Genomic DNA, 23029 nt, shown 5'->3' with positions numbered 1-23029 from the left:
CCGGGACGACGCGGCTGTCGGCGTGTCGCCCCGTGCGCACCGGCCCCGGAAGACGATTATCCCGGGCGGCTCACCGGCCGCGGAACCGGTTGATGGCGTCGATGTGCTTGGCCCGCAGTTCCTCGTCGCGCACCCCGAGCCCTTCCTGCGGCGCCAGGCACAGCACGCCCACCTTGCCCTGGTGGACGTTGCGGTGGACGTCCAGCGCGGCCTGGCCGGTCTCCTCCAGCCGGTAGGTCTTCGACAGCGTCGGATGGATCATGCCCTTGCTGATCAACCGGTTCGCCTCCCACGACTCGCGGTAGTTGGCGAAGTGCGAACCGATGATCCGCTTGAGGTTCATCCACAGGTACCGGTTGTCGTACTCGTGCATGTAGCCGCTGGTGGCCGCGCACGTCACGATCGTGCCGCCGCGCCGCGCGACGTAGACCGACGCGCCGAAGGTCTCCCGGCCCGGGTGCTCGAACACGATGTCCGGGTCCTCGCCCCCGGTCAGCTCGCGGATCTTCTTGCCGAACCGGTTCCACTCCTTCGGGTCCTGCTCGGTCTCCGACTTCCAGAACCGGTAGCCCTCGCCGGTGGCCTCGCTGCGGTCGATCACCAGCTCGGCGCCCATCTTGCGGCAGATCTCCGCCTTCTCCGGGCTGGACACCACGCACACCGGGATGGCCCCGCCGTTGAGCGCGTACTGGGTGGCGTACGACCCGAGCCCGCCGGAGGCGCCCCAGATCAGCACGACGTCGCCCTGCTTCATGTTCGCACCGTTGGCCGACACCAGCTGGCGGTACGCGGTGGAATTGACCAGCCCCGGGCAGGCGGCCTCCTCCCAGGTGAGATGCCGCGGCTTCGGCATCAGCTGGTTGGCCTTGACCAGCGCGATCTCGGCCAGGCCGCCGAAGTTGGTCTCGAAGCCCCAGATGCGCTGCTCGGTGTCGAGCATGGTGTCGTTGTGCCCGTCCGGGCCCTCCAGCTCCACGCTCAGGCAGTGCGCCACCACTTCGTCGCCCGGCTTCCACCGGTGCACGCCCGGCCCGGTGCGCAGCACCACGCCCGCCAGGTCCGACCCCACGACGTGGTACGGCAGGTCGTGCCGCTTGGCCAGCGGCGACACCTTGCCGTAGCGCTCGAGGAACTTGAACGTCGGGATCGGCTCGAAGATCGAGCTCCACACCGTGTTGTAGTTGATCGCGCTGGCCATCACCGCGACCAGCGCCTCACCCGGCCCCAGCTCCGGCGTGGGGACCTCGTCCAGGTGCAGCGACTTGCGCGGGTCCTTCTCCTTGGTCGGCACGCCCTGGAACATGTCCACTTCGTCGGCGTGCAACGTGACCGCCCGATAGCTCTCGGGTACCGGCAGCGAGCCGACAGCGTCGAGATTGTCGCTCAGGATTGCGTCCAGGATCTGCTGCACCATTGTCGCGACCTCCGTGCGCTCGGCCTGCGGGTGACCAGTTGCCCGGATTGAACCACGTCACAGGAAAAGTTACTCACAAGTAGCGAGCCATCTCACGCTCCCGCGCACGCGCCGTCACCCGGCGTCGCGAGCGGGTTCGACCAGCTCGATCAGCACGCCACCGGCGTCTTTCGGGTGCACGAAATTCACCCGGGAGTTGGCGGTCCCGCGCTTGGCCTCCTCGTAGAGGACCCGGCGCCCGTTGGCGCGCAGCACCTCGGTGACCTTGTCGATGTCGCTCACCCGGAACGCCAGCTGCTGCAGGCCAGGGCCGTTGCGGTCGATGAACTTGGCGATGGTGGACCGCTCGTTCAGCGGGGCGAGCAGCTGGACGGCCGTCCCGTGCCCGCCGTCGCCGGGTGCGTGCAGCATCGCCTCACGCACCCCTTGCTCCTCGTTGACCTCGACGTGGGTGGCCTCCAAACCGAAGTTGGCGCGGTAGAACTCGATCGCGGCATCCAGGTCCGGCACCGCGACCCCCACGTGGTCGATCGCGGTGACGAGGTGCTGCACGGGCTGCATGACGTCGTTCATGGCAGCAGCGTAGGTCACGGCGGCCGTCGCAGAGCAGCGCTGCAGAGTAGGTCACAGCTGCTACTGCGCAGTAGCGAGCGGCGGTAAGGTCCCCGACAGGACGACGTCGTCGAAGGCTTGGAGGCTCACGGTGTCTGGTTCGGTCATTGTCGGCGCTGCTCGAACCCCGATCGGTCGCCTGCTCGGCTCGTTGAAGGACTTCTCCGCCGCGCAGCTCGGCGGCATCGCCATCAAGAAGGCGCTCGAGCAAGCGGGCGTGGCGCCCGAGCAGGTGCAGTACACGATCATGGGCCAGGTGCTCACCGCGGGTGCGGGCCAGATCCCGGCCAGGCAGGCGGCGGTGGCCGCAGGCATCCCGATGGACGTGCCCGCGCTGACCATCAACAAGGTGTGCCTGTCCGGCATCGATGCGATCGCGCTGGCCGACCAGCTCATCCGCGCCGGCGAGTTCGACGTCGTGGTGGCCGGCGGGCAGGAGTCGATGACCCAGGCTCCGCACCTGCTGCCCAAGTCGCGCTCCGGCTTCAAGTACGGCGACACCACGCTGGTCGACCACATGGCCTACGACGGCCTGTTCTGCGCGTTCGACCAGGTCGCCATGGGCGCCAGCACGGAGAAGTACAACTCCCGCTACGGCCTGACCCGCGAGGAGCAGGACGCGTTCGCGGCCGCCTCGCACCAGAAGGCCGCCGCGGCGATCGCCGAAGGCCGATTCGACGCCGAGATCGCGCCGGTGGAGATCCCGCAGCGCAAGGGCGACCCGGTGATCTTCCGCGCCGACGAGGGCGTGCGGCCGGACACCACCGTCGAGACGCTGGCCAAGCTGCGTCCGGCGTTCGCCTCCGACGGCACGATCACCGCCGGTTCGGCGTCGCAGATCTCCGACGGAGCCGCGGCCGTCGTCGTGATGAGCAAGGCCAAGGCCGAGGAACTGGGTGTGCAGCCGCTGGCCGAGATCGGCGCGCACGGCGTCGTCGCGGGTCCGGACGCCTCGCTGCACGAGCAGCCGTCCAACGCGATCAAGGCCGCGCTGGCCAAGGAGGGCATCGGCGTCGACGACCTGGACCTGGTCGAGATCAACGAGGCGTTCGCCGCCGTCGGTCTGGTGTCCACCAGGAAGCTCGGCGTGCCGGAGGAGAAGGTCAACGTCAACGGTGGTGCGATCGCGCTCGGCCACCCGATCGGCGCGTCGGGCGCTCGGCTGGTGGTGCACCTGGTGCACGAGCTGCGCAGGCGCGGCGGCGGCGTCGGCGTCGGCGCGCTGTGCGGCGGCGGTGGTCAGGGTGACGCGCTGCTGGTGAAGGTTCCGCGGTCGTGATGCGCCCGGAGCTCTGGGCTCACCAGGCGTGATCCCGCAGTTCGACGTCGGCGAGCTGGTCGACCGCGCGCGAGCCGGGCAGCCGCGTGCCGTCTCCCGCTTGCTGTCCCTGGTGGAGGACGACCACCCACGGTTGTCCGAGGTCGTCCGCGCGTTGACCCCGTACACGGGCAACGCGCAGGTCATTGGGCTCACCGGTCCGCCGGGGGTGGGCAAGTCCACGTCCACGTCGATGCTCCTGGGCGCCTTGCGCGAGCAGGGCAAGCGCGTGGGCGTGCTGGCGATCGACCCGTCGTCGCCGTTCTCCGGCGGCGCGCTGCTCGGTGACCGCATCCGGATGACCGAGCACGCCACCGACCCCGGTGTCTTCATCCGCTCGCTGGCCACCCGCGGGCAGCTCGGCGGGCTGTCCTGGTCGACGCCGCAGGCGGTGCGCGTGCTCGACGCCGCCGGGTTCGACGTGGTGCTGATCGAAACCGTCGGCGTGGGGCAGTCCGAGGTGGACATCGTCCGGCTGGCCGACACCGTGGTGGTGCTGCTTGCGCCGGGTGCCGGGGACGGTATCCAGGCGGTCAAGGCGGGCGTGCTGGAGATCGCCGACGTGTTCGTGGTGAACAAGGCCGACCGTGACGGCGCCGAGACCACCGTCCGGGAGCTGAAGACCATGATCGCGCTGAGCCGCCGCGAGCTGCGGGGCAAAAGGTGGCGGCAGCCGATCGTGCGCACCGTGGCGGCGCGCAAGCAAGGCGCCGAGGACGTCCTGCAGGCGATCGGGCAGCACCGTGCGTGGTTGGAGTCGGAGGGCGAGCTGGCGCGGCGGCGGCTGACCAGGGCCCGCACCGAGGTGGAGACCATCGCGCTCAGCCGGCTGCGTACCGAGCTCGCCGACCTGCGCGGTGGGGAAACGCTCGAGGTGCTGACCAAGCGCGTGGTGGATCGGGAACTGGATCCGTTCGCCGCCGCGGACGAGCTGATCCGCACCCTGCGCCGGTGAACCCCTGCCGGTCACGGCGGGACGCCCAAGACGGCTTGTCCGGCCCCCGAGTGCCCCCGCACCGGTTCGAAAGTGCCCTTCCATGCCGAGCCGCCCCGCACCGTGGTGGGAGACGGGGCGGGTTCGGGTAGAAAGATCGGGTGACCGCTCAGGATCTGTTGGATCTGCACGTGCCCGGCACCCCGCTGGTGCTGCCGAACATCTGGGACGCCGACACCGCCCGCCTGGTCGTGGCGGCGGGATTTCCGGCCGTTGCCACCAGCTCGGTCGCGGTGGCAGGCACGCTCGGTTACGGCGACGGGGAAGAGGCCACCGCCGCCGAGATGTTCGCCGCCGCGGCGCGCATCACCGCCGCGGTCGACGTGCCGGTGACCGTGGACGCCGAGTCCGGCTATGGCCTGCCGCCCGGTGCGCTGGTGGAGATGCTGCTGGAGATCGAGGCGGCGGGATGCAACGTGGAGGACACCGATCAGCAGTCCGGGCGCAGGCGCACGCCGAGCGAGCAGGCCGGCTTCATCGCCCAGCTGCGCGAACACGCCGATGACGCCCTGATCGTCAACGCGCGCATCGACTCGTTCCTGTCCGCGTCCTCGGCGGAAGCGGAGCGCGCGGCGCTGCCGGACGCGATCGAACGGGCCCGGGCGTATCTCGACGCCGGCGCCCACTGCGTGTATCCGATTCACGTGCGGTCGGCGGACGTGCTGGAGGAATTCGTCGCCGCGGTGGCTCCCGCGCCGGTGAACGCCACCTACCTGCCCGGCGGTCCGGACCTGACGCAGCTGGCCGGGATCGGGGTGGCCCGGATCTCGCTGGGCGGCGGGCTGTGGCAGGCCGCGCGCCGCTGGCTGGCCGATGCGCTGGCCGAGGTGGCGGCGGGGAAGGCGCCGTACTGACCGTGGGCGCAAGCTGGTCAGTGCGGGTCGACCTTGATGGTGATGACCGTCCAGGCGCCCAGGTAGAGCCGGTCGCCGTGGCGCAGCCGATGCGGGACGTTCGCGGGCAGCGGATACGGCTGGTCGTTGAGCATGGTGCCGTTCGTCGAGCCCACGTCCACGACGCTCCAGGTGTGGTCGCTGTTGGGCACGAACACGGCGTGCAGATGGGACACGCCGTAGTCCTCCGGCGGCCCGGTCAGGTCGATGTCCGGCTTGATCTTCCGCGAGCGGCTGCGCCGCCCGACGCTCATCTGGTCACCGCGCAGCACGTAGCGCCGGTCCTGCCAGCTGCTCGGGAACTCGCCGGGTGCGGAGCCGTTGCCCGCCGCCGTCACCGCTTCGAAATGCGCCCGATCGGCACTGACCACGGCCGTCCAGGTGGCCCTCGGCGGCTCCGGGAGCGGTGTGACGTGCACCGGCCGTTGCTCCGGCACCGGCGGGGGAGCGCCGGGCAGGGAGTCGGTGCCGCACGCTTCGCAGAACCGCCCCTGCAGCTGAGCACCGCACGCCGGGCACTTCGCCAAGCTCGGCACCGGCGAGGTCGGCTTCGACGCATGGAGCGAGAGCCCGCAGACGTCGCAGTAGTCGACGTCTGCGGTTTGATGCCCGCCAGGGCACCTCGGCATCGCACTCACCCTTTCAGAGTCCGGTGCGTCGCGAGACCCTCTTGGTCACCGTCGACCGGGTGTCCAACGTCATCTCGTCGATGGCCGAGACTCGACTCTTCAGGCGCACGGTGCCCTGCACCGCGTCTTCCACTTCCACCACGCCCGCCAGCAGGTTCACGGCGTCTTCGTGCCCGGATTGTGTGGCCAAGGCCACAGCGCGGCCGAGCTTCTGCGTGGCGGTCTCGACGTCGCCCGCCCGGCGTGCGGCAAGACCCGCGTGGATGGCGTCGGCCAGCTCGGCCTGGCCGGTGTAGTGCGCCACCGTCGGGTCGATGGCGGTGGACAGCGTGGCGTCGTCGGTCCACACCGCCAGCACGCGCGCTTTGCCGAGCACCACGTCGGACCCCTTCGGGCCGGAGGCGACCAACTGTGCCCGGCAGGCCAGCATCTTGTCGCCGACACCCGCCGGCGGTACCCGGAGTTTCACGTGGTAGGAGCGGGTTTCGCTGCCCCACGCACCCGTCGGGTACTCGATGCTCTGGGCGTCGATCCGTGCGCCCATCTCGGTCAGGTCGTCCAGGGTCGGCTCGACCTGCTTGACGAACTCGATCCTGGCGCCCTGCGGCGTCCACAGCCGGAGCCCGACGTCGGCCACCGCCTTGCTCATCGCGGCCTCGGTCATCGCGGCGAAGTCCGCGGCCAGGTCGGCGGGCTCCGCCACGATGTCCACGCTGCCCAGCAACGCGTGGGCGATCTGGCGCAGCTCGGCGACCTCCCAGTCGGTGCCGACGCCCCGGCAGTCGCACACGAAGTTGCCCGCGATGTCGTCCAGCGTGGCGTTCAGCTCCTTGGGGGCCTGGCTGTCGTTGCGGCCGTCGGTGAGCAGGATGGCGTGCCGGATCTCCGCGTCGCTGGTGGCGAACAGCTGGTCGGCCAGCCACAGCCAGCGCCCCATCGCGGTGCCGCCGCTGGTCTCCAGCCCGGCCACCGCGTGCCTGGCTTCCGCCTTGGTCCGCTCGTCGGCCACCGCCAGCCGGGTCGGTTCGCGCTGCGGCGGGTACACCACCCGGGCGGATTCGTTGCCCGCGATCACCGCGAACTCCACGCCGTCGCGGATCCCGTCGATCGCGGTCATGGTGGCCTGCTTGGCCGCGTTGAGCTTGCTCGGCCGGTACATCGACGCCGAGCAGTCCACGATGACGATCTCCGCGGCCGTGGTGGCCGTTTCCTCCGGCGCCTCGGCCGTCACCGTCAGGATGGCGTCGACCTGGGTGGCGCCCGGGGCCAGGTACTGGTTCTGCGCGACCTCGAGCTGGAATTCCGGGTAGCTGGTCATGAGCCGTCACTCCTCGCCGTCGTCGCCTCGTCGGCGCCGCGCAGCGGGAACGGGATCGCGGCCACGGTGATGTTGTCCCTGCCGCCCCGTTCGTTGGCGGCGTCGGTGAGCCCCATCGCCGCGCCGAGCGGGTCGCGCCCGCCGATCGGCAGGTGCGCGGCCAGCACCGGTGGACCGCTCAGGTACCCCCACAGCCCGTCGGTGCACAGCAGCACCGTGCCCGGCCCGTGCGGCCGGAACCGCTGGATCTGCGGCTGCGGGTCCTCAGCGTCGGCACCCAGCCAGCGGGCCAGCGCGGTGGCGTCCTCCGCGGAACCCGCGTCCACCGCGTTCACGCCCGAGGCGACCAGCTCGTTCGCCCTGGTGTGATCCACCGTCAAGCAGCGCGACCGGGTGCTGCGCGGGCCGGTGGCCAGCCAGTAGGCCCGGGAATCGCCCAGCCAGCCGACGGTCACCTCGTTCTCGGTGACCACGGCCGACACGTAGGTGGTCGCGGGCGGTCCGTCGGTGAGCTCGCCGGGGTCGTCGGCCAGCCGGTTGACCGCGGCCGAGGCGGCCGCGGCCGCGGCACGGGTCGCCGCGACCGGTTCGGCGGCCCCGGACATCGCCGACAACAGGATGTCCACCGCGGTGTCCGCGGCGGCCTGGGACGCTTCGGTCGCGCGCGAGGAGAACGCCACGCCGTCACACACGACCGCCACCACGCAGGACGGGTCGTCGCGGCGGCCCAGGAAGCCGAGCGCCAGCGCGTCCTCGTTCCGGGTCCGGCGCCTGCCACGATCGCTCACCCCGGCCACCACGCCGTCGAGGTCGTAGATCACCCGGTCCCGCCCGCGCGGCTGGGCCCGCCCGCAGCGCAGGCAGAAGCCCTCGGCGTCGATCCGGTCGAAATCGCACGACACGCACGCCTGCGCCGCCGCGGACGGATCCGGCCCGCCGACCGGGGTGCGGTGCACCAGCAGGTTGCGGCCGCACACCTCACAGAACCGGTCGTGCCAGCCCACCGGCGACGAGCAGCCGGGGCACACCTGGCTGGGCCGCACCGGCTCGGTGTCGGCGAGCGAGATCGACGTGCTCGGCGGGTGGGTGGTCACAGCCAGGTCCTCGGGCGTACTCGGTTGGCGCGGTCCACCAGGGCCACCCGTTCCTCTTCGTCGGACGCCTGGCGGGCCAGCGCGCGGTAGGCGTCCTCCAGCCCGCTGCGCAGCTCGTGCTCGGTGAGCCGGCGGCCGAGCACCTTGCGGTCGGATGCGTCGCCGTCGGTGCCGTTGGACGTGGTCCAGGCCAGCGCGGCCTCCAGCAGCTTGGCCGACATCCGGGCGCGGCGGCCGGGGTCGAGCTCGAGCGCGCTCAGCTGTCTGCCCGCCCGCTCCAGGTCCTCGGGGGTCAGCGACGCCGGATCGGTGGCCGACGTGGTGGTCTGAATGGCCAGCAGCCGCGCCGCGATGTAGTGGCTGGACGTCTCCGGCACCGAATTGAGCACGTCGGTGGCCTCCTCGCTGGCCCCGTTGGCCAGCAGGGCGCGGGCCAACCCGAACGCCGCGCTCACGTAGGTGCGGTCGGTGCGCCACACGGTGCGGTAGTAGTAGTCGGCCCAGTCCCAGTCGCCCTCGGCTTCCGCGCAGGCGGCGAGTGCCAGCTTGGGGGCCAGCTCGCCGGGCACCGTGTCGAGCACGGTGTCGAACGCGGTGCTGGCCTCGGTGGCCCGGCCCGCCGCCAGCAAAGCCAGCCCGCGGTGCCACTCCGCGCGCCACTGGGTACGCGACGTGTGCTCGCCGGAGCCGGCCAGCAGCTCGTCGACCGCGCGCAGCGCCTCGTCGATCTCGCCGAGCTCGATGTAGGCGCGGATCATCCGGAACCGGATCTCCTCGGTCGGCTTCTCGGCGCCGAGGATCTCGATCAGCTCGGCCGGGTCGGACGTGCCGATCGAGGCCAGGAACGCCGCCGCCGGGTCGTCGCTGTCCACCCGGGTCACCGGCAGCGCGTTGGCCACCTGCCGCGGGTCGACCACCCGGCGCAGCCGCTGGGCGTCGAACGAGTCCAGCTGGGAGATCACGCCGAAGCTGCGCCGTTCCGGGGTGAACTCGGTGGACGGCCCCGGCCGCGGCTGCCCGTCCTTGGCGGACAGCACCTCGCGCAGCACCCCGGTGAGCTGCTCGGCCATCTCGGCGGCCGAGGTGAACCGCCGCTCCGGTTCCAGCGCGGTGGCGCGCCGCAGCAGCCGGTCGAACGAGTCGAACTCGGCCAGCAGCGGAACGTCCTGCTGTGCGGGCAGGTGATCGCGGTAGCGCTTCTGGAAGTCGAACGGGAAGCTCATCACCGCCAGCGACCGCCCGACCGCATACAGGTCGGAGGCCACCGACGGCCCTGCCGTCTCCACTTCCGGCGCCTGGTAGCCGATGGTGCCGAACACCGCGGACGAGTCGTCGTCGGCGTGCCGCACCGCGCCCAGGTCGATGAGTTTCAGCTGCTCCTGGGTCTGGATGACGTTGTCCGGCTTGAAGTCGCAGAACAGCAGCCCGATGCTGTGCAGATAGCCGAGCGGGCGCAGCGTCTCGATGGTGTAGGCGATGGCCTGTTCCAGCGGCAGGCACTCGTTCGGGCCGTACTTCGCCCGCCGCTCCTTGATCATGTCCTTCAGCGACTGGCCGCCGACGTACTCCATCACGATGTAGCCGACGTTGTCGCCGTGCTGATCGCGGTGCTGGACGAAGTTGTGGATCTTGACGATGTTCGGGTGCTCGACCTTGGCCAGGAAGTGCCGCTCGGCGAGCGCGGCGGCCATGGCGTCGGAGTCCCCGGTGTCCAGCAGGCCCTTGAGCACCACCCATCGGTCGGCGACCGCGCGGTCCCTGGCCAGGTAGATCCAGCCGAGGCCGCCGTGCGCCAGGCAGCCGAGCACCTCGTACTGGCCGTGCACCAGCTGGCCGGGGAACAGCTTGGGGGTGAACGAGAAGCGCTGCCCGCACTGTGAGCAGAAGCCCTCGGTGCGGCCGGGCCGCCCGGCGGTGCTGCGTCCCACCTTGGCGCCGCATCGGCTGCAGAACCGGCGGTGTTCCGGCACCATCGGGTTCTTCAGCACGACCTCGGTGGGATCCCGGTACGGCACGTGCGGCATCTCGACCAGGCCGGCACCGAGCATGCCGCGGCCGGACGCCCGGGATGGCCCACTGCCCCGGGTGGTGGTGGTCGCCGAGTGCGACGAGGCCGCCCAGCCGCCGCTGGGTGCGGTCGCCCCCGATCCGGTGCGCTGCGAGACCGTGCGATGGGAGACCGTGCGCAGCGACCCGCGCCGGGATCCGGTGCGCTCGGACGGCTCGTCGTCGGTGTGCTGTGCGGCCCTGTCCGAGCCGCGCTCGGCGGCACCGTCCTTGGCGGCCGCATCCTTCGCCGGGGTGCCGGCCCGGGATGCTTGCTTGATCGCGTCGGAGGGCGCTTCCAGGCCGCAGACGACACAGAACCTGTCCTCGTCGAGGGTGCCGTCGCAGGACTCGCGCGGGCACGGGATGGCATCGGCCGGCGCTTGCGGCGCGCTGTCCCCGCCGCGTTCGCCGTGCGCCTCGACGACCGGCTTGCGCTCGTGATCCTCGTTGCCGGGGAGCGACCTGTCCATCACCTCGGTCCGCATGCTGCCGTCACCGGCGCGGGCCTCATCCGCCTGCCTAGCGGTCGACTTGCTGGTGCGTCGCCACCTCATCGGTACTCCCTCAATCGCTGCCGCGCACCGGATGTCGGTCCGGTAGCGGTGAGCAAGGCCGCCCACGCGGTCGGCCCGGTAGTGCCGGCCGCCGTCACGCTGTCGATCACTTCGGTCCCCTTGGTCCGGCTGTGCTCGGGTCGCGGGCCGTCCGGGGTGGCCTGCACGGCGAGGCGCACGGTTCGGCGAACTGCCGTGGTGCGTGCCGCGGCCACGCCCAGTGACGCGGTGTCAGCCAGCAGGCGCAGCGCACCACCGGAGGAGTGCCGGGGTGGAAAACGGCGCTGGGCCGGACGTTTCCGGGCGTGCGGTCGCCGGTGGACCGCATCGGTTGATCGTGGTGGGGATGCCACGGTCATACGTGCTTCTCATTCCTGCTGGGGGTGGTCGTTCGGGGGAATTGTCACCGTCCGCTGTCGTCACCGTATCCGTGCAGGTCACGAAAGCGAAGTCCCGTTTACTGCACGCGTATGCACGGTTACCGGGTGCACGGATTCCGGCGTATTTTCGGGCCGATCGGCCACGCGGGCGCGCGAACGACGGTGCCGCCCGCCGGACACTTCCCATATTTCTTGTCGGCGATTAAATCTGTGTCGCCCGTCGGTCCCGGGGACACGCCCGCAATCGCTCTCGTGGCACTCCGAGTCCCGGGCGCAGGCGGGTGTGTCGAGGCTCCCCTGCCGTGCGGTGGCCGGCCGCAATGGGGCCGACGGTGTCCGGCCGCAGAACTCATCGCCCTCGATCCCTCGTCTCCACCTCGTTGCGTTCTGCTGCTCGATCGCCCGCCCGTAGGACGGTCCTGCGGTGATGCGCGTCAACCTAGCCGCAAAACCGGTCCGGCGACACCACAAGATCGGCAAATTTCCGACGCGGATCCCACGAGCGAAGTCCATCGAGTGGGTTAAGCATGGTCGCCCTGCGTCGAGGTCGCAGGCGGATCGACGTGATGATGCTCACTCTTCAGAGTTAGCACGGACGGTGCGGCGCCGGGCACGGGTGGGACGAGCGTCCGCTGACCGTTCGGTCACGAACCATGCCCGCGTGACCGTGGCCCGGGCACGGTCGTGGAAGCGGTGCGGCGAGCCGGGTCCGGACCGTGCCGTGTGGCAAGGCAGGTCGGGGCCGTGGTGCGGGGTGAGGGGGATCGGGACCGTACCGCAGGTCAGCCGGCGCCGGCACGGTCGGCGAATTGGCCGGGGACGGATTCGTGCCAGCTCGCGACCGTCCCGGCGCCGGCGCGACGGCTACCGGGGCTCGACGGGTGCGCCGCCCGGCAACGTCGCACGCCCGGCCCGATACCTGCGTCGGGAGCGCGGTTCGGCAATGCAGCGCTCGCGGTGCGATGCTTCCGGCTGGGTCCCCGCCCGGCGACCACTCCGCCCGCTCCGACGCTTGTGCAGGGTGTGCCATCGGGCAACGCGGCGTGCCCCCTTCCGGCATCTGCGGCGGGCGTGGGGGTCCGGTAATGCAGCGCTGCCGGTCCGATGCCTGTGGCGGATGCGCCGCCCGGCGATCCAGTGCGCCCGCTCCGGCACCCCCGATCACCAGCGACGATGCCCATTCGGCGCCCATTCGGCCGGTGCGGCCGGCTGCCTTGTGTCGGCCGTCTCAAGCGAGCCCGCCACGGCCGCCGTGAACGGCGTCACGACCGCAGAATGAGCGCCGGGGTCCGCCACGGACGGTCCGCACGAGCAAGGGAAGGGACAAGCGTGCACGGCAAGGTCGTCAAGACGTTCCAGGTGGTCGCGGTGGCCGAAGCGCTGTCGTGGACCGGCCTGATCGCGGGCATGATCGCCCGGTCGGTGGGCATGGGGGACGGCGGTGTGCCCGTGCTCGGCCTCGTGCACGGTGTGTTGTTCGTCTGCTACGTCGTCGCCGCGCTGGTGCTGGCCCGGTTGTGCCGGTGGAGTGCGGGAACGCTGGTCGCCGCCGCAGTCGCCGCGGTGGTGCCGCTGGGCACCTGGCCGTTCGAGCGGTGGGCGCTGCGCACTGGCAAGCTCGACGAGGCCGGTGTGCGGCGTCAGGCGGGCGTGGGCCTGTTCCTGCAGACCGCCTGAGTTCGGGCCGCCGTCAGTCGCGGTCCTCGAAGTCGCCGCTGGCTCTCCGCACCCGGGTCAGCAGGTCGATGAGCTGCTGGGTCTGCCGCTCGGTCAGGCCCTTCAGCCCGAAGTCGATCGAGGTGACCGCCTCGGTGGCGGCCTTCAGCCGCTGCCTGCCCGGCTCGGTGATCTCGACCAGCGTCGCCCGCCGGTCGCTGGGATGCGGCACCCGCTTGACCAGGCCGTCGGCCTCCAGCCGGTCCACGATGTTGGTGACCGACGTCGGGTGCAGCTGCAGCCGTTCGCCCATCACCCGCATCGGCAGCGCCGACCGGCGGGAGAACGACAGCAGCACCAACGCCTCGAACCGGGCGAACGTCAGCTGGTGCGGCTTGAGCGCGGTGTCCACCGCCGACTGGATGATCTGCTGCACCCGCATCACGCTGGTGACCGCGGCCATGGTGCGCGAGGGGCCGATGCGCTCGGCCCACAGCTGCGCTGCCCTCTCGATCGGGTCGAACGGCAACGGGGTGCGGCGATCCATGGCAGCAAAGTAGCAGTGGGCCGGGCACGCACCGCGAACCGCTGCCCCGAGCGGGGGTGCCGCTGGGTAGATTGGAGCCGTGACTGCACCACGTGGGATTTCCGGCGCGGTGGATCTGACCGCGCTCAAGCAACGGGCCGAGGCGCAGGCGCAAGCGGCCAAGCAGGGCAAGGCCACGCAGGACGGCACGGCGGGCGGCACCGGTGCGGCGGTCGTCGACGTCACCGAGGCCACGTTCCAGGCCGAGGTCGTCGAGCGGTCCATGCAGCAGCTCGTGGTGGTCGACCTGTGGGCCGACTGGTGCGGGCCGTGCAAGCAGCTGAGCCCGGTGCTCGAGCGGCTGGCCGGGGAATCCAACGGCGCCTGGGTGCTGGCCAAGGTGGACGTGGACGCCAACCCGCGCATCGCGCAGCTGTTCGGCGCGCAGTCCATCCCGACGGTGGTGGCGATCGCCGGCGGGCAGCCGGTCGACGCGTTCGCCGGTGCGCTGCCGGAACCGCAGGTGCGGCAGTGGCTGGACCGGCTGCTGACCGCGTTGAAGGACAAGCTGCCCGGCGTGCAGGCGGCCGCACAGCAGGCGGCCGAGCAGGCCCCGCCGGATCCGCGGTTCACCGAGGCGGAGGAGGCCGCGCAGCGGGGTGATTTCGACGCGGCGGCCGCCGCCTACGAGCGGATCCTGGCCGACGAACCGGCGAACGAGCAGGCGAAGGCGGCGCTGACCCAGGTGAAGTTCCTGGCCAGGGCGGGCAAGCTCGACCCGTCGGCGGTGCAGCGCGCCGACGCGGACCCGGCGGACGTGGCAGCGGCGATGCAGGCGGCCGACTTCGAGGTGGCCAACGGCAGGCCGGAGGCGGCGTTCGACCGGTTGATCGCCGCGATTCGCCGCACCGCGGGGGAGGACAGGGACAAGCTGCGGGCGCACCTGGTCGAGCTGTTCGAGCTGTTCGACACCGCCGACCCGCGGGTGGCCAAGGCACGCCGGGATCTGGCCTCCGCGCTGTACTGACGGCCCCGACGACTGCTGCTGCGTTCCCGGTGCTCGGTCGTCGCGGGTGACCGGACGGGCGGTGCTGGGCTCCCCGCCGAGCCCGCCAGGGCAGACGGCCACCCGCACACCCGGCCGTGTGCGTGCGGCCGTCACCTCCCAGCGGTTCGGCCGGAGCACGAACCGCATGGGCTGCGCCTGGTGACGGCGATCCGTCCGTATGAGGCCGCGTTCGCCTCGTCGGGGTGCCTGCGCACCGGATCCCCGGCTGGTCAGGCGATTTCCGGTGCGCCGCTGCGCTCGCTCAGCAGGCGTCGCGCCCTTCGAGGTAGCCCTTGCCGAACGCTTCGACCCGCAGGAATCCGCTCGGCACCTGGCCGCCGCTGACGTTGGATCCGATGAGGCTCTCCGGCTGCAGCATCTCCAGGATCGCCTCGTCCACGTCACCGGGGGAGAGCCGGATCACCGGGCCGTTGGCCTGTTCCGGGTTCTGCACGCCTTTCGCCCACGCGCCGGTCAGGCACGCCGCGCGCAGCGCCGCCTCCATGTCGTCGATCGGCTTCCCCTCGGCCTTCTGTACCGCCAGGGTGTACCGGGAGGCCAGCGACGCGTACGCGGCGAAGTCGCCCTTGCCCGCCGAGGCCTCGCCCGCCATCTCCCGCCCACGGTCGATCGGGGTGCCGATCTGGGCCAGCGCGGCCAGGTCGACGGTGACCACGTTCTCGTCCGGGCAGTACGACGTGGGCGGGGTGCCGCTGCCGTCCGGGCAGGTGCCGCCGGTGGTCCGCAGCTCCGGCGCGCCCTGACCGCCGAACACCCGGTCCAGGCTTTCCTTGACCAACCGCACCGAGTCCTCGGTCACCGGCATGTCGCCGCGGTCGCGGTCGGACTTGCTGAACCTGAACTGGGTGGTGCGCTCCCGGATCAGCTGCTCGTCGTAGGAGGCGCACTTCTTCGGGCCGTCGGTGAAGCCTTCGCGGAAGGCCAGCGTGCGGTCGAACGCGGTGCCGTGCGCCCCGACCTCGCCGGCCAGCTTCCCGGGTGCGTCACGCACCAGGTACATGGTGCTCAGCGCCGCGTTGAGGCCTTCGGCGGTGGACACCTGGAAGTACTTGGACTTGCCCTCCACGATCCACCGGAAGTAGGCGCCGGTGAAGCAGTCGGCCTGCGCTTCCAGCACGATCGTCTTCGGCTCCGGCCCGTCGGACGGGATGCCCGCTTTGTCGCCCAGCCGGTGCTGCACCGCGTGGCCGTACTCGTGTGCCAGCACGGCGATCGGGGCGACGTCGCCGTACAGCTTCATCAGCCGGGGGAGCAGCTCGCCGCGATCCCAGGCCACCGCGTCCTCCGGCGGGCAGAAGAACGCGTTGATCTCACCCTGCACGCTGCGCCCGCACATCTCGATCGTGTCGGTGTTCGAGTCGTACGACAGCAGCCGCTTGACCTGCTGGAAGTCCATGCCGAAATCCTTGGGCATGGTCTCGGCCCAGAACTGGCTGATGTCGGCGATGGTGGCGATCGCGATCTTGTCCGCCTGGTCGTTGGTGGCGTTCTCCACCGGAATGTCCGGCTCCGGCGCGTCCGGCTTCAGGCCGCTCTCGAAGTGCGTCACCGGCAGGTCGGCCACTTTGCCGACGTCCGGTCCGGTCGGTGTCCCCGCGGTGGTCGGGCCGCACCCGCCGGCGCCCAACGTCCCGATCAACAGGCACGCAGCCAGCGTCTTACCCCGGTATGTCATCTCGTCTCGTCGTCTCGCTTCGCAGAAATCCCACAGGCCAGGTCGGCACGTCGTAGCGCACGATATCGAGCGAGGCGACCGCGAGGGGGCCGAACGCGGTGATCTGACACGCAGGAGCGATCTCGGGCACCGTCGGTGGACGTCCGCGCACGCTATGTTCGGTACGCATGAGGGCAGTGCGACGGTTCACCGTGCGAGCGGGCATTCCCGCCCCGCTGGCCGGACTCACCGAGCTGGCCACCAACCTGCGGTGGACCTGGCACCCGCCGACGCGTGACCTGTTCGCCTCGATCGATCCGGTGCTGGCCGGCCAGGTGGGCGGTGACCCGCTGCGCATCCTGGTCGAGGTCGATCCCCGTCGGCTCGACGCGCTGGCCGAGGACCAGCAGTTCCTGCAGCGCGTCCGGGCAGCCGCCGACGACCTGCGCGAGTACTTGACCAAGCCGCGCTGGTACCAGCGGAACGTGGAAGGCAATTGCCCCCAGGGCATCGCCTATTTCTCGATGGAGTTCGGTGTCACCGAGGCGTTGCCGAACTACTCAGGGGGCCTCGGCGTGCTGGCAGGCGATCACCTGAAAGCGGCATCCGACCTCGGGGTGCCGATGATCGGCGTCGGCCTGTTCTACCGGGCGGGCTACTTCCGTCAGGCGCTGTCGCTGGACGGCTGGCAGGTCGAGCACTACCCGGTCATCGATCCAAATGCGCTGCCGCTGGAGCTGCTCAGCGACGCCGACGGCAAGCCGGTGCTGGTCGACGTCGCCCTGCCCGGGGACCGCACGCTGCACGCGCGGATCTGGAAGGCGCAGGTCGGCCGGGTGCCGTTGCTGCTGCTGGACGCCGACGTGCCGGACAACGACGAGGACGCCCGTGCGGTGACCGACCGGCTCTACGGCGGCGACACCGATCACCGCTTCCAGCAGGAGATCCTGGCCGGGATCGGCGGCGTGCGCGCGGTGCGCAAGTACTGCGAGCTGACCGGCCACCCCGACCCGGAGGTGTTCCACACCAACGAGGGCCATGCCGGGTTCCTCGGCCTGGAACGGGTCCGCGAGCTGGTCGACGAGCACGGCCTGTCGTTCGACGAAGCGGTCGCCGCAGTGCGCGCCGGGACGGTGTTCACCACCCACACCCCGGTGCCCGCGGGCATCGACCGGTTCCCGGTGGAGAAGGTGCGCAGGTACTTCGCGGACGGCAGGCTGCTGCCCGGCATCGAGCCGGACCGGATCGTCGGCCTCGGCGCGGAGGACGACCCGGGGCTGTTCAACATGGCGCACATGGGGCTGCGCCTCACCCAGCGCGCCAACGGGGTGTCCCGGCTGCACGGCGAGGTGTCCAGGGCCATGTTCAACAAGCTCTGGCCCGGCTTTCCCGCCGACGAGGTGCCGATCACCTCGGTGACCAACGGGGTGCACGGCCCGACCTGGACCGCCAGGCAGATGCTCGAGCTGCGCGAGCGCAACCAGGACTGCACCGACGAGCAGCTGTGGCGCTTGCGCTGCCACCTGCGCGGCATCCTGATCGCGGAGGTGCGCCGCCGGTTGCGGGACGCGTGGCTGCAACGCGGCGCGTCGCCGTTGGAGCTGGGCTGGACCGAGCGCGCGTTCGACCCGGACGTGCTGACCGTGGGATTCGCCCGGCGCGTTCCGACGTACAAGCGGCTGACGCTCATGCTGCGCGACCCCGACCGGTTGCGGTCGCTGCTGCTGGACGAAGACCGGCCGATCCAGTTCGTCGTCGCGGGCAAGTCGCACCCGGCCGATCAGGGCGGCAAAGCGCTCATCCAGCAGATCGTCAAGTTCGTCGACGACCCCGCGGTGCGGCATCGCATCGCGTTCCTGCCCGACTACGACATGGCGCTGGCGCGGTACCTGTACTGGGGCTGCGACGTGTGGCTGAACAACCCGACGCGGCCACTGGAGGCGTGCGGCACATCCGGGATGAAGTCCGCCCTCAACGGCGGGCTGAACCTGTCGATCAAGGACGGATGGTGGGACGAGGGCTACGACGGCCGCAACGGTTGGGCCATCCCGACCGCGGACGGGGTGACCGATCCGTTGCGGCGGGACGAGCTGGAAGCCGCGGCGCTGTACGACTTGCTCGGCCAGCAGGTGGCGCCGTTGTTCTACGAGCGGGACGACAACGGGGTGCCCGCCAGGTGGATCGCGATGGTCCGGCACACGCTGCAGACGCTCGGGCCGTGGGTGCAGGCGTCCCGGATGGTGCGCGAATACGTGCAACGGTGCTACCTGCCCGCCGCCGAGACGGTCGCCCGGCTGACCGCGAACTCCTACGCCGGTGCCAAGGACCTGGCCGCCTACCGCGCCAAGGTCGAGCGCGCCTGGCCCGGCGTGCGAGTGGTCGACTCCGAGCTGGAGACCGACGGCCGTGACCTGGTGGTGGGCACGGACGTGCGGGTGCGCGCCACCGTGGAGCTCGGCGGCCTGCGGCCGGACGAGGTGGAGGTGCAGGTCGTCCTGGGCAGGGTGGGGGACACCGACCAGATGCACGACATCGTCACGCACCCGATGCAGCCGGACGGCAGCCCGCAGCGGTTCTCCGCCACGGTGCCGATGCCGCGTGCCGGTTCGATCGGCTACACCGTGCGGGTGCTGCCCAAGCACGAGCTGCTGGCGGTACCCGCCGAGCTGGGCAAGGTCGCGGTGCAGTGAACCGCGCGCCGGTAGGGTGAAGCGACATGACGACCAGCACGTGTGACCGCTGCTCCGGCGCCGGGCAGGCGGCCGGAGCGGGCGCGCACGACCGTGTGCTGCCGGAGCCGAAGTGAGCCGAATGCGTACCGGATTGTTCGCCAGGAAGCTGCTCCGCCGGTTCGGTATGGAACCGGTCGCACAGGAAGCGGGCCGCCACCGGCTGCCGGATCCGCCAGGACAGAATGAGGGCGTGGCCGCATCGTCAGCGTCCCCAGAGCCCACCGACAACCCGGGAGCCAGCCAGGTGAACCGATCCCGTCCCGCCGTGGAGTTCGTCCTGCCCGAGGACCCGAACGACTTGGTCGTGCACATGTCCGGGGTCGGCGTGCGGCGCGGCAGATCGACGCTGCTGGACCGGCTGGACTGGGCGGTGGAACTGGACGAGCGCTGGGTGGTGCTCGGCCCGAACGGGGCGGGCAAGACCACGCTGCTGCGCATCGCCGCCGCCGAGCTGCACCCCACGTCGGGGGTCGCGCACGTGCTGGGGGAGCGGCTGGGCCGCACCGACGTGTTCGAGCTGCGCCCGCGCATCGGATTCGCCTCGGCGGCGCTGGCCGCGCGCGTGCCTGCCGACGAAACCGTGCGCGACCTGGTGCTGTCCGCCGGCTATGCGGTCGTCGGCCGCTGGCGCGAGCACTACGACGAGATCGACGCCGAGCGGGCCGAGGAGCTGATGAAGGCGCTCGGCGTGGCGCACCTGGCCGACCGGGCCTACGGCACGCTGTCGGAGGGGGAACGCAAGCGCACGCTGATCGCCCGGTCGCTGATGACCGACCCGGAACTGCTGCTGATGGACGAACCGGCGGCCGGGCTGGACCTGGGCGGCCGGGAGGACCTGGTCGGCCGGTTGTCGATGCTGGCCAAGGACCCGGACGCGCCCGCCATCGTGCTGGTCACCCACCACGTGGAGGAAATCCCGCCGGGCTTCACCAACGCGCTGCTGCTGCGCGACGGCCGCGCGGTGGCCGCCGGCCCGATCGACGACGTGCTCACCGCGGAGAACCTGTCCGCCACCTTCGGCGAGGACCTGCTGCTGGAGCAGTGGGGCGAGCGCTACTTCGCCCGCAGGCGGTAGCCTACCGGCGAGTAGACATCCAGCTGGACGAAGCCGGAGGAGCTGCGGGTGGCAGAGTTCGTACGTCTTGAGGTCGAGGCAAAGGTCGGCACGATTCGACTGGAGCGTCCTCCGGTCAACGCCCTGAACCGCCAGATGCAGGAGGAGATCCGGCAGGCCGCGCGCGAGGCGGCCGAGCGGGACGACGTCCGTGCGGTGGTGATCTACGGCGGGGAGAAGACGTTCGCCGGTGGTGCGGACGTCAAGGAGATGGCGGCCATGGACTACGCCGAGATGGCCGCCGCCGCGCCGCTGCTGAGCTCGGCGATCACCGCGGTCGCGGAGATCCCGAAGCCCACGGTGGCCGCGATCACCGGGTACGCGCTCGGCGGTGGCCTGGAACTGGCGCTGGCCGCAGACCGCCGGGTGGCGGGCGACAACGTCAAGGTGGGTCAGCCGGAGATCCTGCTGGGCATCATCCCCGGCATGGGCGGCACACAGCGGCTGGCCCGGCTGATCGGCCCGAGCAAGGCCAAGGACCTGATCTACACCGGCCGGTTCGTGCCCGCCGAGGAGGCGCTGGCGCTGGGCATCGTCGACGAGGTGGTGCCAGCGGACGACGTCTACGCCACGGCGCACAAGTGGGCGGCCCAGTTCGCCGAGGGGCCGATGCGCGCCCTGGCCGCGGCGAAGGCGGCCATCGACGGCGGCCTGGACACCGACCTGACCAGCGGCCTGCGGCTGGAGAGCCACCTGTTCTCCGCGCTGTGGGCGACCGAGGACCAGCGCGCGGGCATGACCTCGTTCATCGAGAACGGCCCGGGGAAGGCCACCTTCACCGGGCGCTGACGCCGGGCGCGGTGCCGAGCAGCCAGCACATCGAACACGGAAGTGAGACGGTACGTGACCGACGTCATCGACCCGGCGGCGCACTCCGAGCAGGAGGCAGCCGGACAAGCAGGGCAGCAGGCCGACCCGAAGCCGCGCCCGCACCCCACCGCCGAGGAGGTGGAGGCGGCCAGGAACGACCCCAAGCTGGCCAACGTGCTCTACCACGACTGGGAGGCAGGCACCTACGACGAGAAGTGGTCCATCTCCTACGACGAGCGGTGCATCACCTACGCGGTCGAGGTGTTCCGCGCCGTGGCAGGCGACGAGCCCGCCAGCTACGACAGCGCGATGGAGCTGGGCAGCGGGACCGGGTTCTTCCTGCTCAACCTGATGCAGGGTGGCGTCATCAAGAAGGGCTCGGTCACCGACCTGTCGCCCGGCATGGTGCAGACGGCGCTGCGCAACGCCGAGCGGCTCGGCCTCGACGTCGACGGCCGGGTCGCCGACGCCGAACGGATCCCGTACGACGACGACACGTTCGACCTGGTCGTCGGGCACGCCGTCCTGCACCACATCCCGGACGTGCGCAAGGCCCTGCGCGAGGTGCTGCGGGTGCTCAAGCCGGGCGGGCGCTTCGTCTTCTGCGGCGAGCCGACGAAGATCGGCGACTGGTACGCCCGCAGGCTGGGCCGCCTGACCTGGTTCGTGACCACGAACGTCACCCGGCTGCCCGCGCTGCGGGCGTGGCGGAGGCCGCAGCGTGAGCTCGACGAGTCGTCACGGGCCGCCGCCCTGGAAGCCGTGGTCGACCTGCACACGTTCGACCCGGCTGAGCTGGAGCGCTGGGCGCGGCAGGCCGGCTCGCTGAACGTGCGTGCGGTGACCGACGAGTTCACTGCGGCACTGTTCGGCTGGCCGGTACGGACGTTCGAGGCCGCGGTGCCGCCGGAGAAGCTGACGCCCGGCTGGCGGTGGTTCGCTTATCGCTCCTGGCAGCGGCTGATCGCGCTGGACCGCACTGTGCTAGCCAAGGTGCTGCCGCGGTCGGTGTTCTACAACGTGATGATCACCGGGACCAAGCCTGGGAACTAGTGGGCTACGCGTTCACGCTCGACGACGTGGCGTTTCTCCGCTCAGCCGACGGGGCGGAGGCGTTGCGCGCCTGCTCCGGGCTGGAGCTGACCGAACGCAGCATGGTGCGAGACGTGGCGGCGGCGCGGGAGATCGCCGGTGCCCGCGCGCCTGCGGTGCTGGAGACGCTGCTGCTGCGCCGCAAAGCGGCGGGCAAGCTGGTGGGCGCGGACCACTGGCTGTTCAGCGATGACGCGTTGCAGCAGGCCACGCCGACGGCCGTCGCCCGGCACCGTGCTGCACGGCTGACCGGACGCGACGTGCACGACGTGACCTGCTCGATCGGAGCGGACCTGGTCGAGCTGCAGCGGACCGCTGCGCGGTGCCTGGGGTCCGACATCGATGTCGTACGGCTGGCCATGGCCCGGCACAACGTCCCCGCAGCCGGTCTGGTCCAAGCGGATGCGCTGCGCCCGGTCAGCCGCGGAACGGTGATCGTGGCGGACCCGGCGCGCCGGGACAGGCGTGGACGCCGGCGCTGGAAGCCCGAGGACTTCGTGCCGCCGCTGGATGCTCTCGTGCAGGCCTACGCCAAGTGCGACCTGGTGGTGAAGTGTGCACCCGGCATCGCGCCGGAGGCCGTGCCGTGGGCGGACGAGCGCGAAGTGGTGTCGTTGGACGGCCAAGTGCGCGAGGCGTGCCTGTGGCGCGGCACGGTGGCGACAGCGCGGCGACGTGCGACCGTTCTGCGCAGCGACGGAACGGCGTGGACGGTCACCGACGACGAACCGGACGAGTGCCCGGTCGGTGAGCCGGGGGAGTGGATCGTCGATCCGGACGGTGCGGTGGTGCGGGCCGGGTTGGTGCGCCAGTACGCCGCCCGGCACGGGTTGTGGCAGCTCGACGAGCACATCGCCTACTTGACCGGGAATCGGCCGCCGCCGGGCACGCGGGCCTTCCGGGTGCGCGAGTTCGGCCGATACCGGGAGAGGGACCTGCGGCTGACGCTGCGGCGGCTGGCGGTCGGCAGGGTGGAGATCCTGGTCCGCGGTCTCGACGTCGATCCCAACGAACTCCGGCCGCGGCTCAAGCTCGGTGGCGAGAACGAGGCGACCGTCGTGCTGACCCGGATCGGGCGAACGCCGATGGCCTTCGTGTGCCAGGCACACCGCATCCCCTGA

General features: G+C 71.3%; 18 protein-coding genes. 10 read left to right on the top strand and 8 right to left on the bottom strand.

What is annotated here, in order from left to right; all coding sequences use genetic code 11:
* Positions 1-70: 70 nt before the first annotated feature.
* Together ccrA and mce are read right to left on the bottom strand one after the other, a co-directional pair.
* Positions 71-1414 (bottom strand): crotonyl-CoA carboxylase/reductase, encoded by a 1344-nt coding sequence (gene ccrA, locus YWY_RS0104855; protein ID WP_038044509.1) that lies wholly within the window; start codon positions 1412-1414, stop codon positions 71-73.
* A 114-nt stretch (positions 1415-1528) separates the two neighbouring features.
* Positions 1529-1987, bottom strand: coding sequence for a methylmalonyl-CoA epimerase (mce, locus tag YWY_RS0104850; RefSeq protein ID WP_028846685.1), 459 nt, complete (start codon positions 1985-1987; stop codon positions 1529-1531).
* A 130-nt stretch (positions 1988-2117) separates the two neighbouring features.
* Here mce and YWY_RS0104845 point away from each other — a divergent pair, with 130 nt between their 5' ends.
* The 3 genes from YWY_RS0104845 to YWY_RS0104835 all read left to right on the top strand — a co-directional run bounded on the left by YWY_RS0104845 (position 2118) and on the right by YWY_RS0104835 (position 5192).
* A complete protein-coding gene (locus YWY_RS0104845) occupies positions 2118-3305 on the top strand; it encodes an acetyl-CoA C-acetyltransferase (protein WP_028846684.1) in 1188 nt (395 codons plus the stop codon).
* A gap of 31 nt (positions 3306-3336) precedes the next feature.
* Positions 3337-4299 carry a methylmalonyl Co-A mutase-associated GTPase MeaB gene (meaB, locus tag YWY_RS0104840; protein WP_028846683.1) on the top strand — a complete coding sequence of 321 codons (963 nt, stop codon included), beginning with the start codon at positions 3337-3339 and terminating at the stop codon, positions 4297-4299.
* Between the two features lie 140 nt (positions 4300-4439).
* Positions 4440-5192, top strand: a complete 753-nt coding sequence (locus YWY_RS0104835; protein WP_028846682.1) for an isocitrate lyase/PEP mutase family protein — start codon at positions 4440-4442, stop codon at positions 5190-5192.
* A gap of 17 nt (positions 5193-5209) precedes the next feature.
* Here YWY_RS0104835 and YWY_RS0104830 read toward each other — a convergent pair whose 3' ends face one another.
* The 4 genes from YWY_RS0104830 to YWY_RS0104815 are packed head-to-tail and all read right to left on the bottom strand — an operon-like array spanning position 5210 to position 10875.
* Positions 5210-5860 carry a double zinc ribbon and FHA domain-containing protein gene (locus tag YWY_RS0104830; RefSeq protein ID WP_028846681.1) on the bottom strand — a complete coding sequence of 217 codons (651 nt, stop codon included), beginning with the start codon at positions 5858-5860 and terminating at the stop codon, positions 5210-5212.
* A gap of 13 nt (positions 5861-5873) precedes the next feature.
* Positions 5874-7178 (bottom strand): vWA domain-containing protein, encoded by a 1305-nt coding sequence (locus YWY_RS0104825; RefSeq protein ID WP_028846680.1) that lies wholly within the window; start codon positions 7176-7178, stop codon positions 5874-5876.
* Complete coding sequence (locus YWY_RS20330; protein ID WP_051309755.1) at positions 7175-8272, bottom strand: PP2C family protein-serine/threonine phosphatase; 1098 nt, start codon at positions 8270-8272, stop codon at positions 7175-7177. The genes YWY_RS0104825 and YWY_RS20330 overlap by 4 nt, the downstream gene beginning before the upstream one ends.
* Positions 8269-10875 carry a serine/threonine-protein kinase gene (locus YWY_RS0104815; RefSeq protein WP_245566556.1) on the bottom strand — a complete coding sequence of 869 codons (2607 nt, stop codon included), beginning with the start codon at positions 10873-10875 and terminating at the stop codon, positions 8269-8271. The genes YWY_RS20330 and YWY_RS0104815 overlap by 4 nt, the downstream gene beginning before the upstream one ends.
* A 1709-nt stretch (positions 10876-12584) precedes the next feature.
* Between YWY_RS0104815 and YWY_RS0104810 the strand changes: the two genes are divergently transcribed.
* On the top strand, positions 12585-12932 hold the full coding sequence (locus YWY_RS0104810; RefSeq protein ID WP_028846678.1) for a DUF3817 domain-containing protein: 348 nt from the start codon (positions 12585-12587) through the stop codon (positions 12930-12932).
* Between the two features lie 13 nt (positions 12933-12945).
* Here the strand turns inward: YWY_RS0104810 and YWY_RS0104805 are convergent, their stop codons facing one another.
* Positions 12946-13458 (bottom strand): MarR family winged helix-turn-helix transcriptional regulator, encoded by a 513-nt coding sequence (locus YWY_RS0104805; RefSeq protein ID WP_028846677.1) that lies wholly within the window; start codon positions 13456-13458, stop codon positions 12946-12948.
* 79 nt (positions 13459-13537) lie between these two features.
* Between YWY_RS0104805 and YWY_RS0104800 the strand changes: the two genes are divergently transcribed.
* A complete protein-coding gene (locus tag YWY_RS0104800; protein ID WP_028846676.1) occupies positions 13538-14464 on the top strand; it encodes a tetratricopeptide repeat protein in 927 nt (308 codons plus the stop codon).
* 283 nt (positions 14465-14747) lie between these two features.
* Here YWY_RS0104800 and YWY_RS0104795 read toward each other — a convergent pair whose 3' ends face one another.
* A complete protein-coding gene (locus YWY_RS0104795; protein ID WP_028846675.1) occupies positions 14748-16181 on the bottom strand; it encodes a neutral zinc metallopeptidase in 1434 nt (477 codons plus the stop codon).
* Positions 16182-16348: 167 nt separating this feature from the next.
* Between YWY_RS0104795 and glgP the strand changes: the two genes are divergently transcribed.
* The 5 genes from glgP to YWY_RS0104765 all read left to right on the top strand — a co-directional run bounded on the left by glgP (position 16349) and on the right by YWY_RS0104765 (position 23029).
* On the top strand, positions 16349-18850 hold the full coding sequence (gene glgP / locus YWY_RS0104790) for an alpha-glucan family phosphorylase (RefSeq protein WP_028846674.1): 2502 nt from the start codon (positions 16349-16351) through the stop codon (positions 18848-18850).
* Between the two features lie 352 nt (positions 18851-19202).
* Complete coding sequence (locus YWY_RS0104780) at positions 19203-19967, top strand: ABC transporter ATP-binding protein (RefSeq protein ID WP_051309867.1); 765 nt, start codon at positions 19203-19205, stop codon at positions 19965-19967.
* Positions 19968-20015: 48 nt separating this feature from the next.
* Positions 20016-20795, top strand: a complete 780-nt coding sequence (locus YWY_RS0104775; RefSeq protein ID WP_028846672.1) for an enoyl-CoA hydratase/isomerase family protein — start codon at positions 20016-20018, stop codon at positions 20793-20795.
* A gap of 66 nt (positions 20796-20861) precedes the next feature.
* Positions 20862-21869, top strand: coding sequence for a class I SAM-dependent methyltransferase (locus tag YWY_RS20325; protein WP_051309866.1), 1008 nt, complete (start codon positions 20862-20864; stop codon positions 21867-21869).
* Complete coding sequence (locus YWY_RS0104765) at positions 21869-23029, top strand: class I SAM-dependent methyltransferase (RefSeq protein WP_028846671.1); 1161 nt, start codon at positions 21869-21871, stop codon at positions 23027-23029. Before YWY_RS20325 ends, YWY_RS0104765 begins: the two co-directional genes overlap by 1 nt.

The organism is Thermocrispum agreste DSM 44070 (genome assembly GCF_000427905.1).
GTDB lineage: Bacteria > Actinomycetota > Actinomycetes > Mycobacteriales > Pseudonocardiaceae > Thermocrispum > Thermocrispum agreste.
The sequence above is the reverse complement of the archived record's forward strand: the minus strand, read 5'-3'. Positions and strand labels throughout refer to the sequence as shown.

Excerpts from the sequence above, each read along its gene's own strand:
- YWY_RS0104830 (WP_028846681.1), bottom strand. The coding sequence starts at position 5,860 with ATGCCGAGGTGCCCTGGCGGGCATCAAACCGCAGACGTCGACTACTGC.
- YWY_RS0104825 (WP_028846680.1), bottom strand. The coding sequence starts at position 7,178 with ATGACCAGCTACCCGGAATTCCAGCTCGAGGTCGCGCAGAACCAGTAC.
- glgP (WP_028846674.1), top strand. The coding sequence starts at position 16,349 with ATGAGGGCAGTGCGACGGTTCACCGTGCGAGCGGGCATTCCCGCCCCG.
- ccrA (WP_038044509.1), bottom strand. The coding sequence starts at position 1,414 with ATGGTGCAGCAGATCCTGGACGCAATCCTGAGCGACAATCTCGACGCT.
- YWY_RS0104795 (WP_028846675.1), bottom strand. The coding sequence starts at position 16,181 with ATGACATACCGGGGTAAGACGCTGGCTGCGTGCCTGTTGATCGGGACG.
- mce (WP_028846685.1), bottom strand. The coding sequence starts at position 1,987 with ATGAACGACGTCATGCAGCCCGTGCAGCACCTCGTCACCGCGATCGAC.
- YWY_RS0104815 (WP_245566556.1), bottom strand. The coding sequence starts at position 10,875 with ATGAGGTGGCGACGCACCAGCAAGTCGACCGCTAGGCAGGCGGATGAG.
- YWY_RS0104805 (WP_028846677.1), bottom strand. The coding sequence starts at position 13,458 with ATGGATCGCCGCACCCCGTTGCCGTTCGACCCGATCGAGAGGGCAGCG.
- YWY_RS0104780 (WP_051309867.1), top strand. The coding sequence starts at position 19,203 with ATGTCCGGGGTCGGCGTGCGGCGCGGCAGATCGACGCTGCTGGACCGG.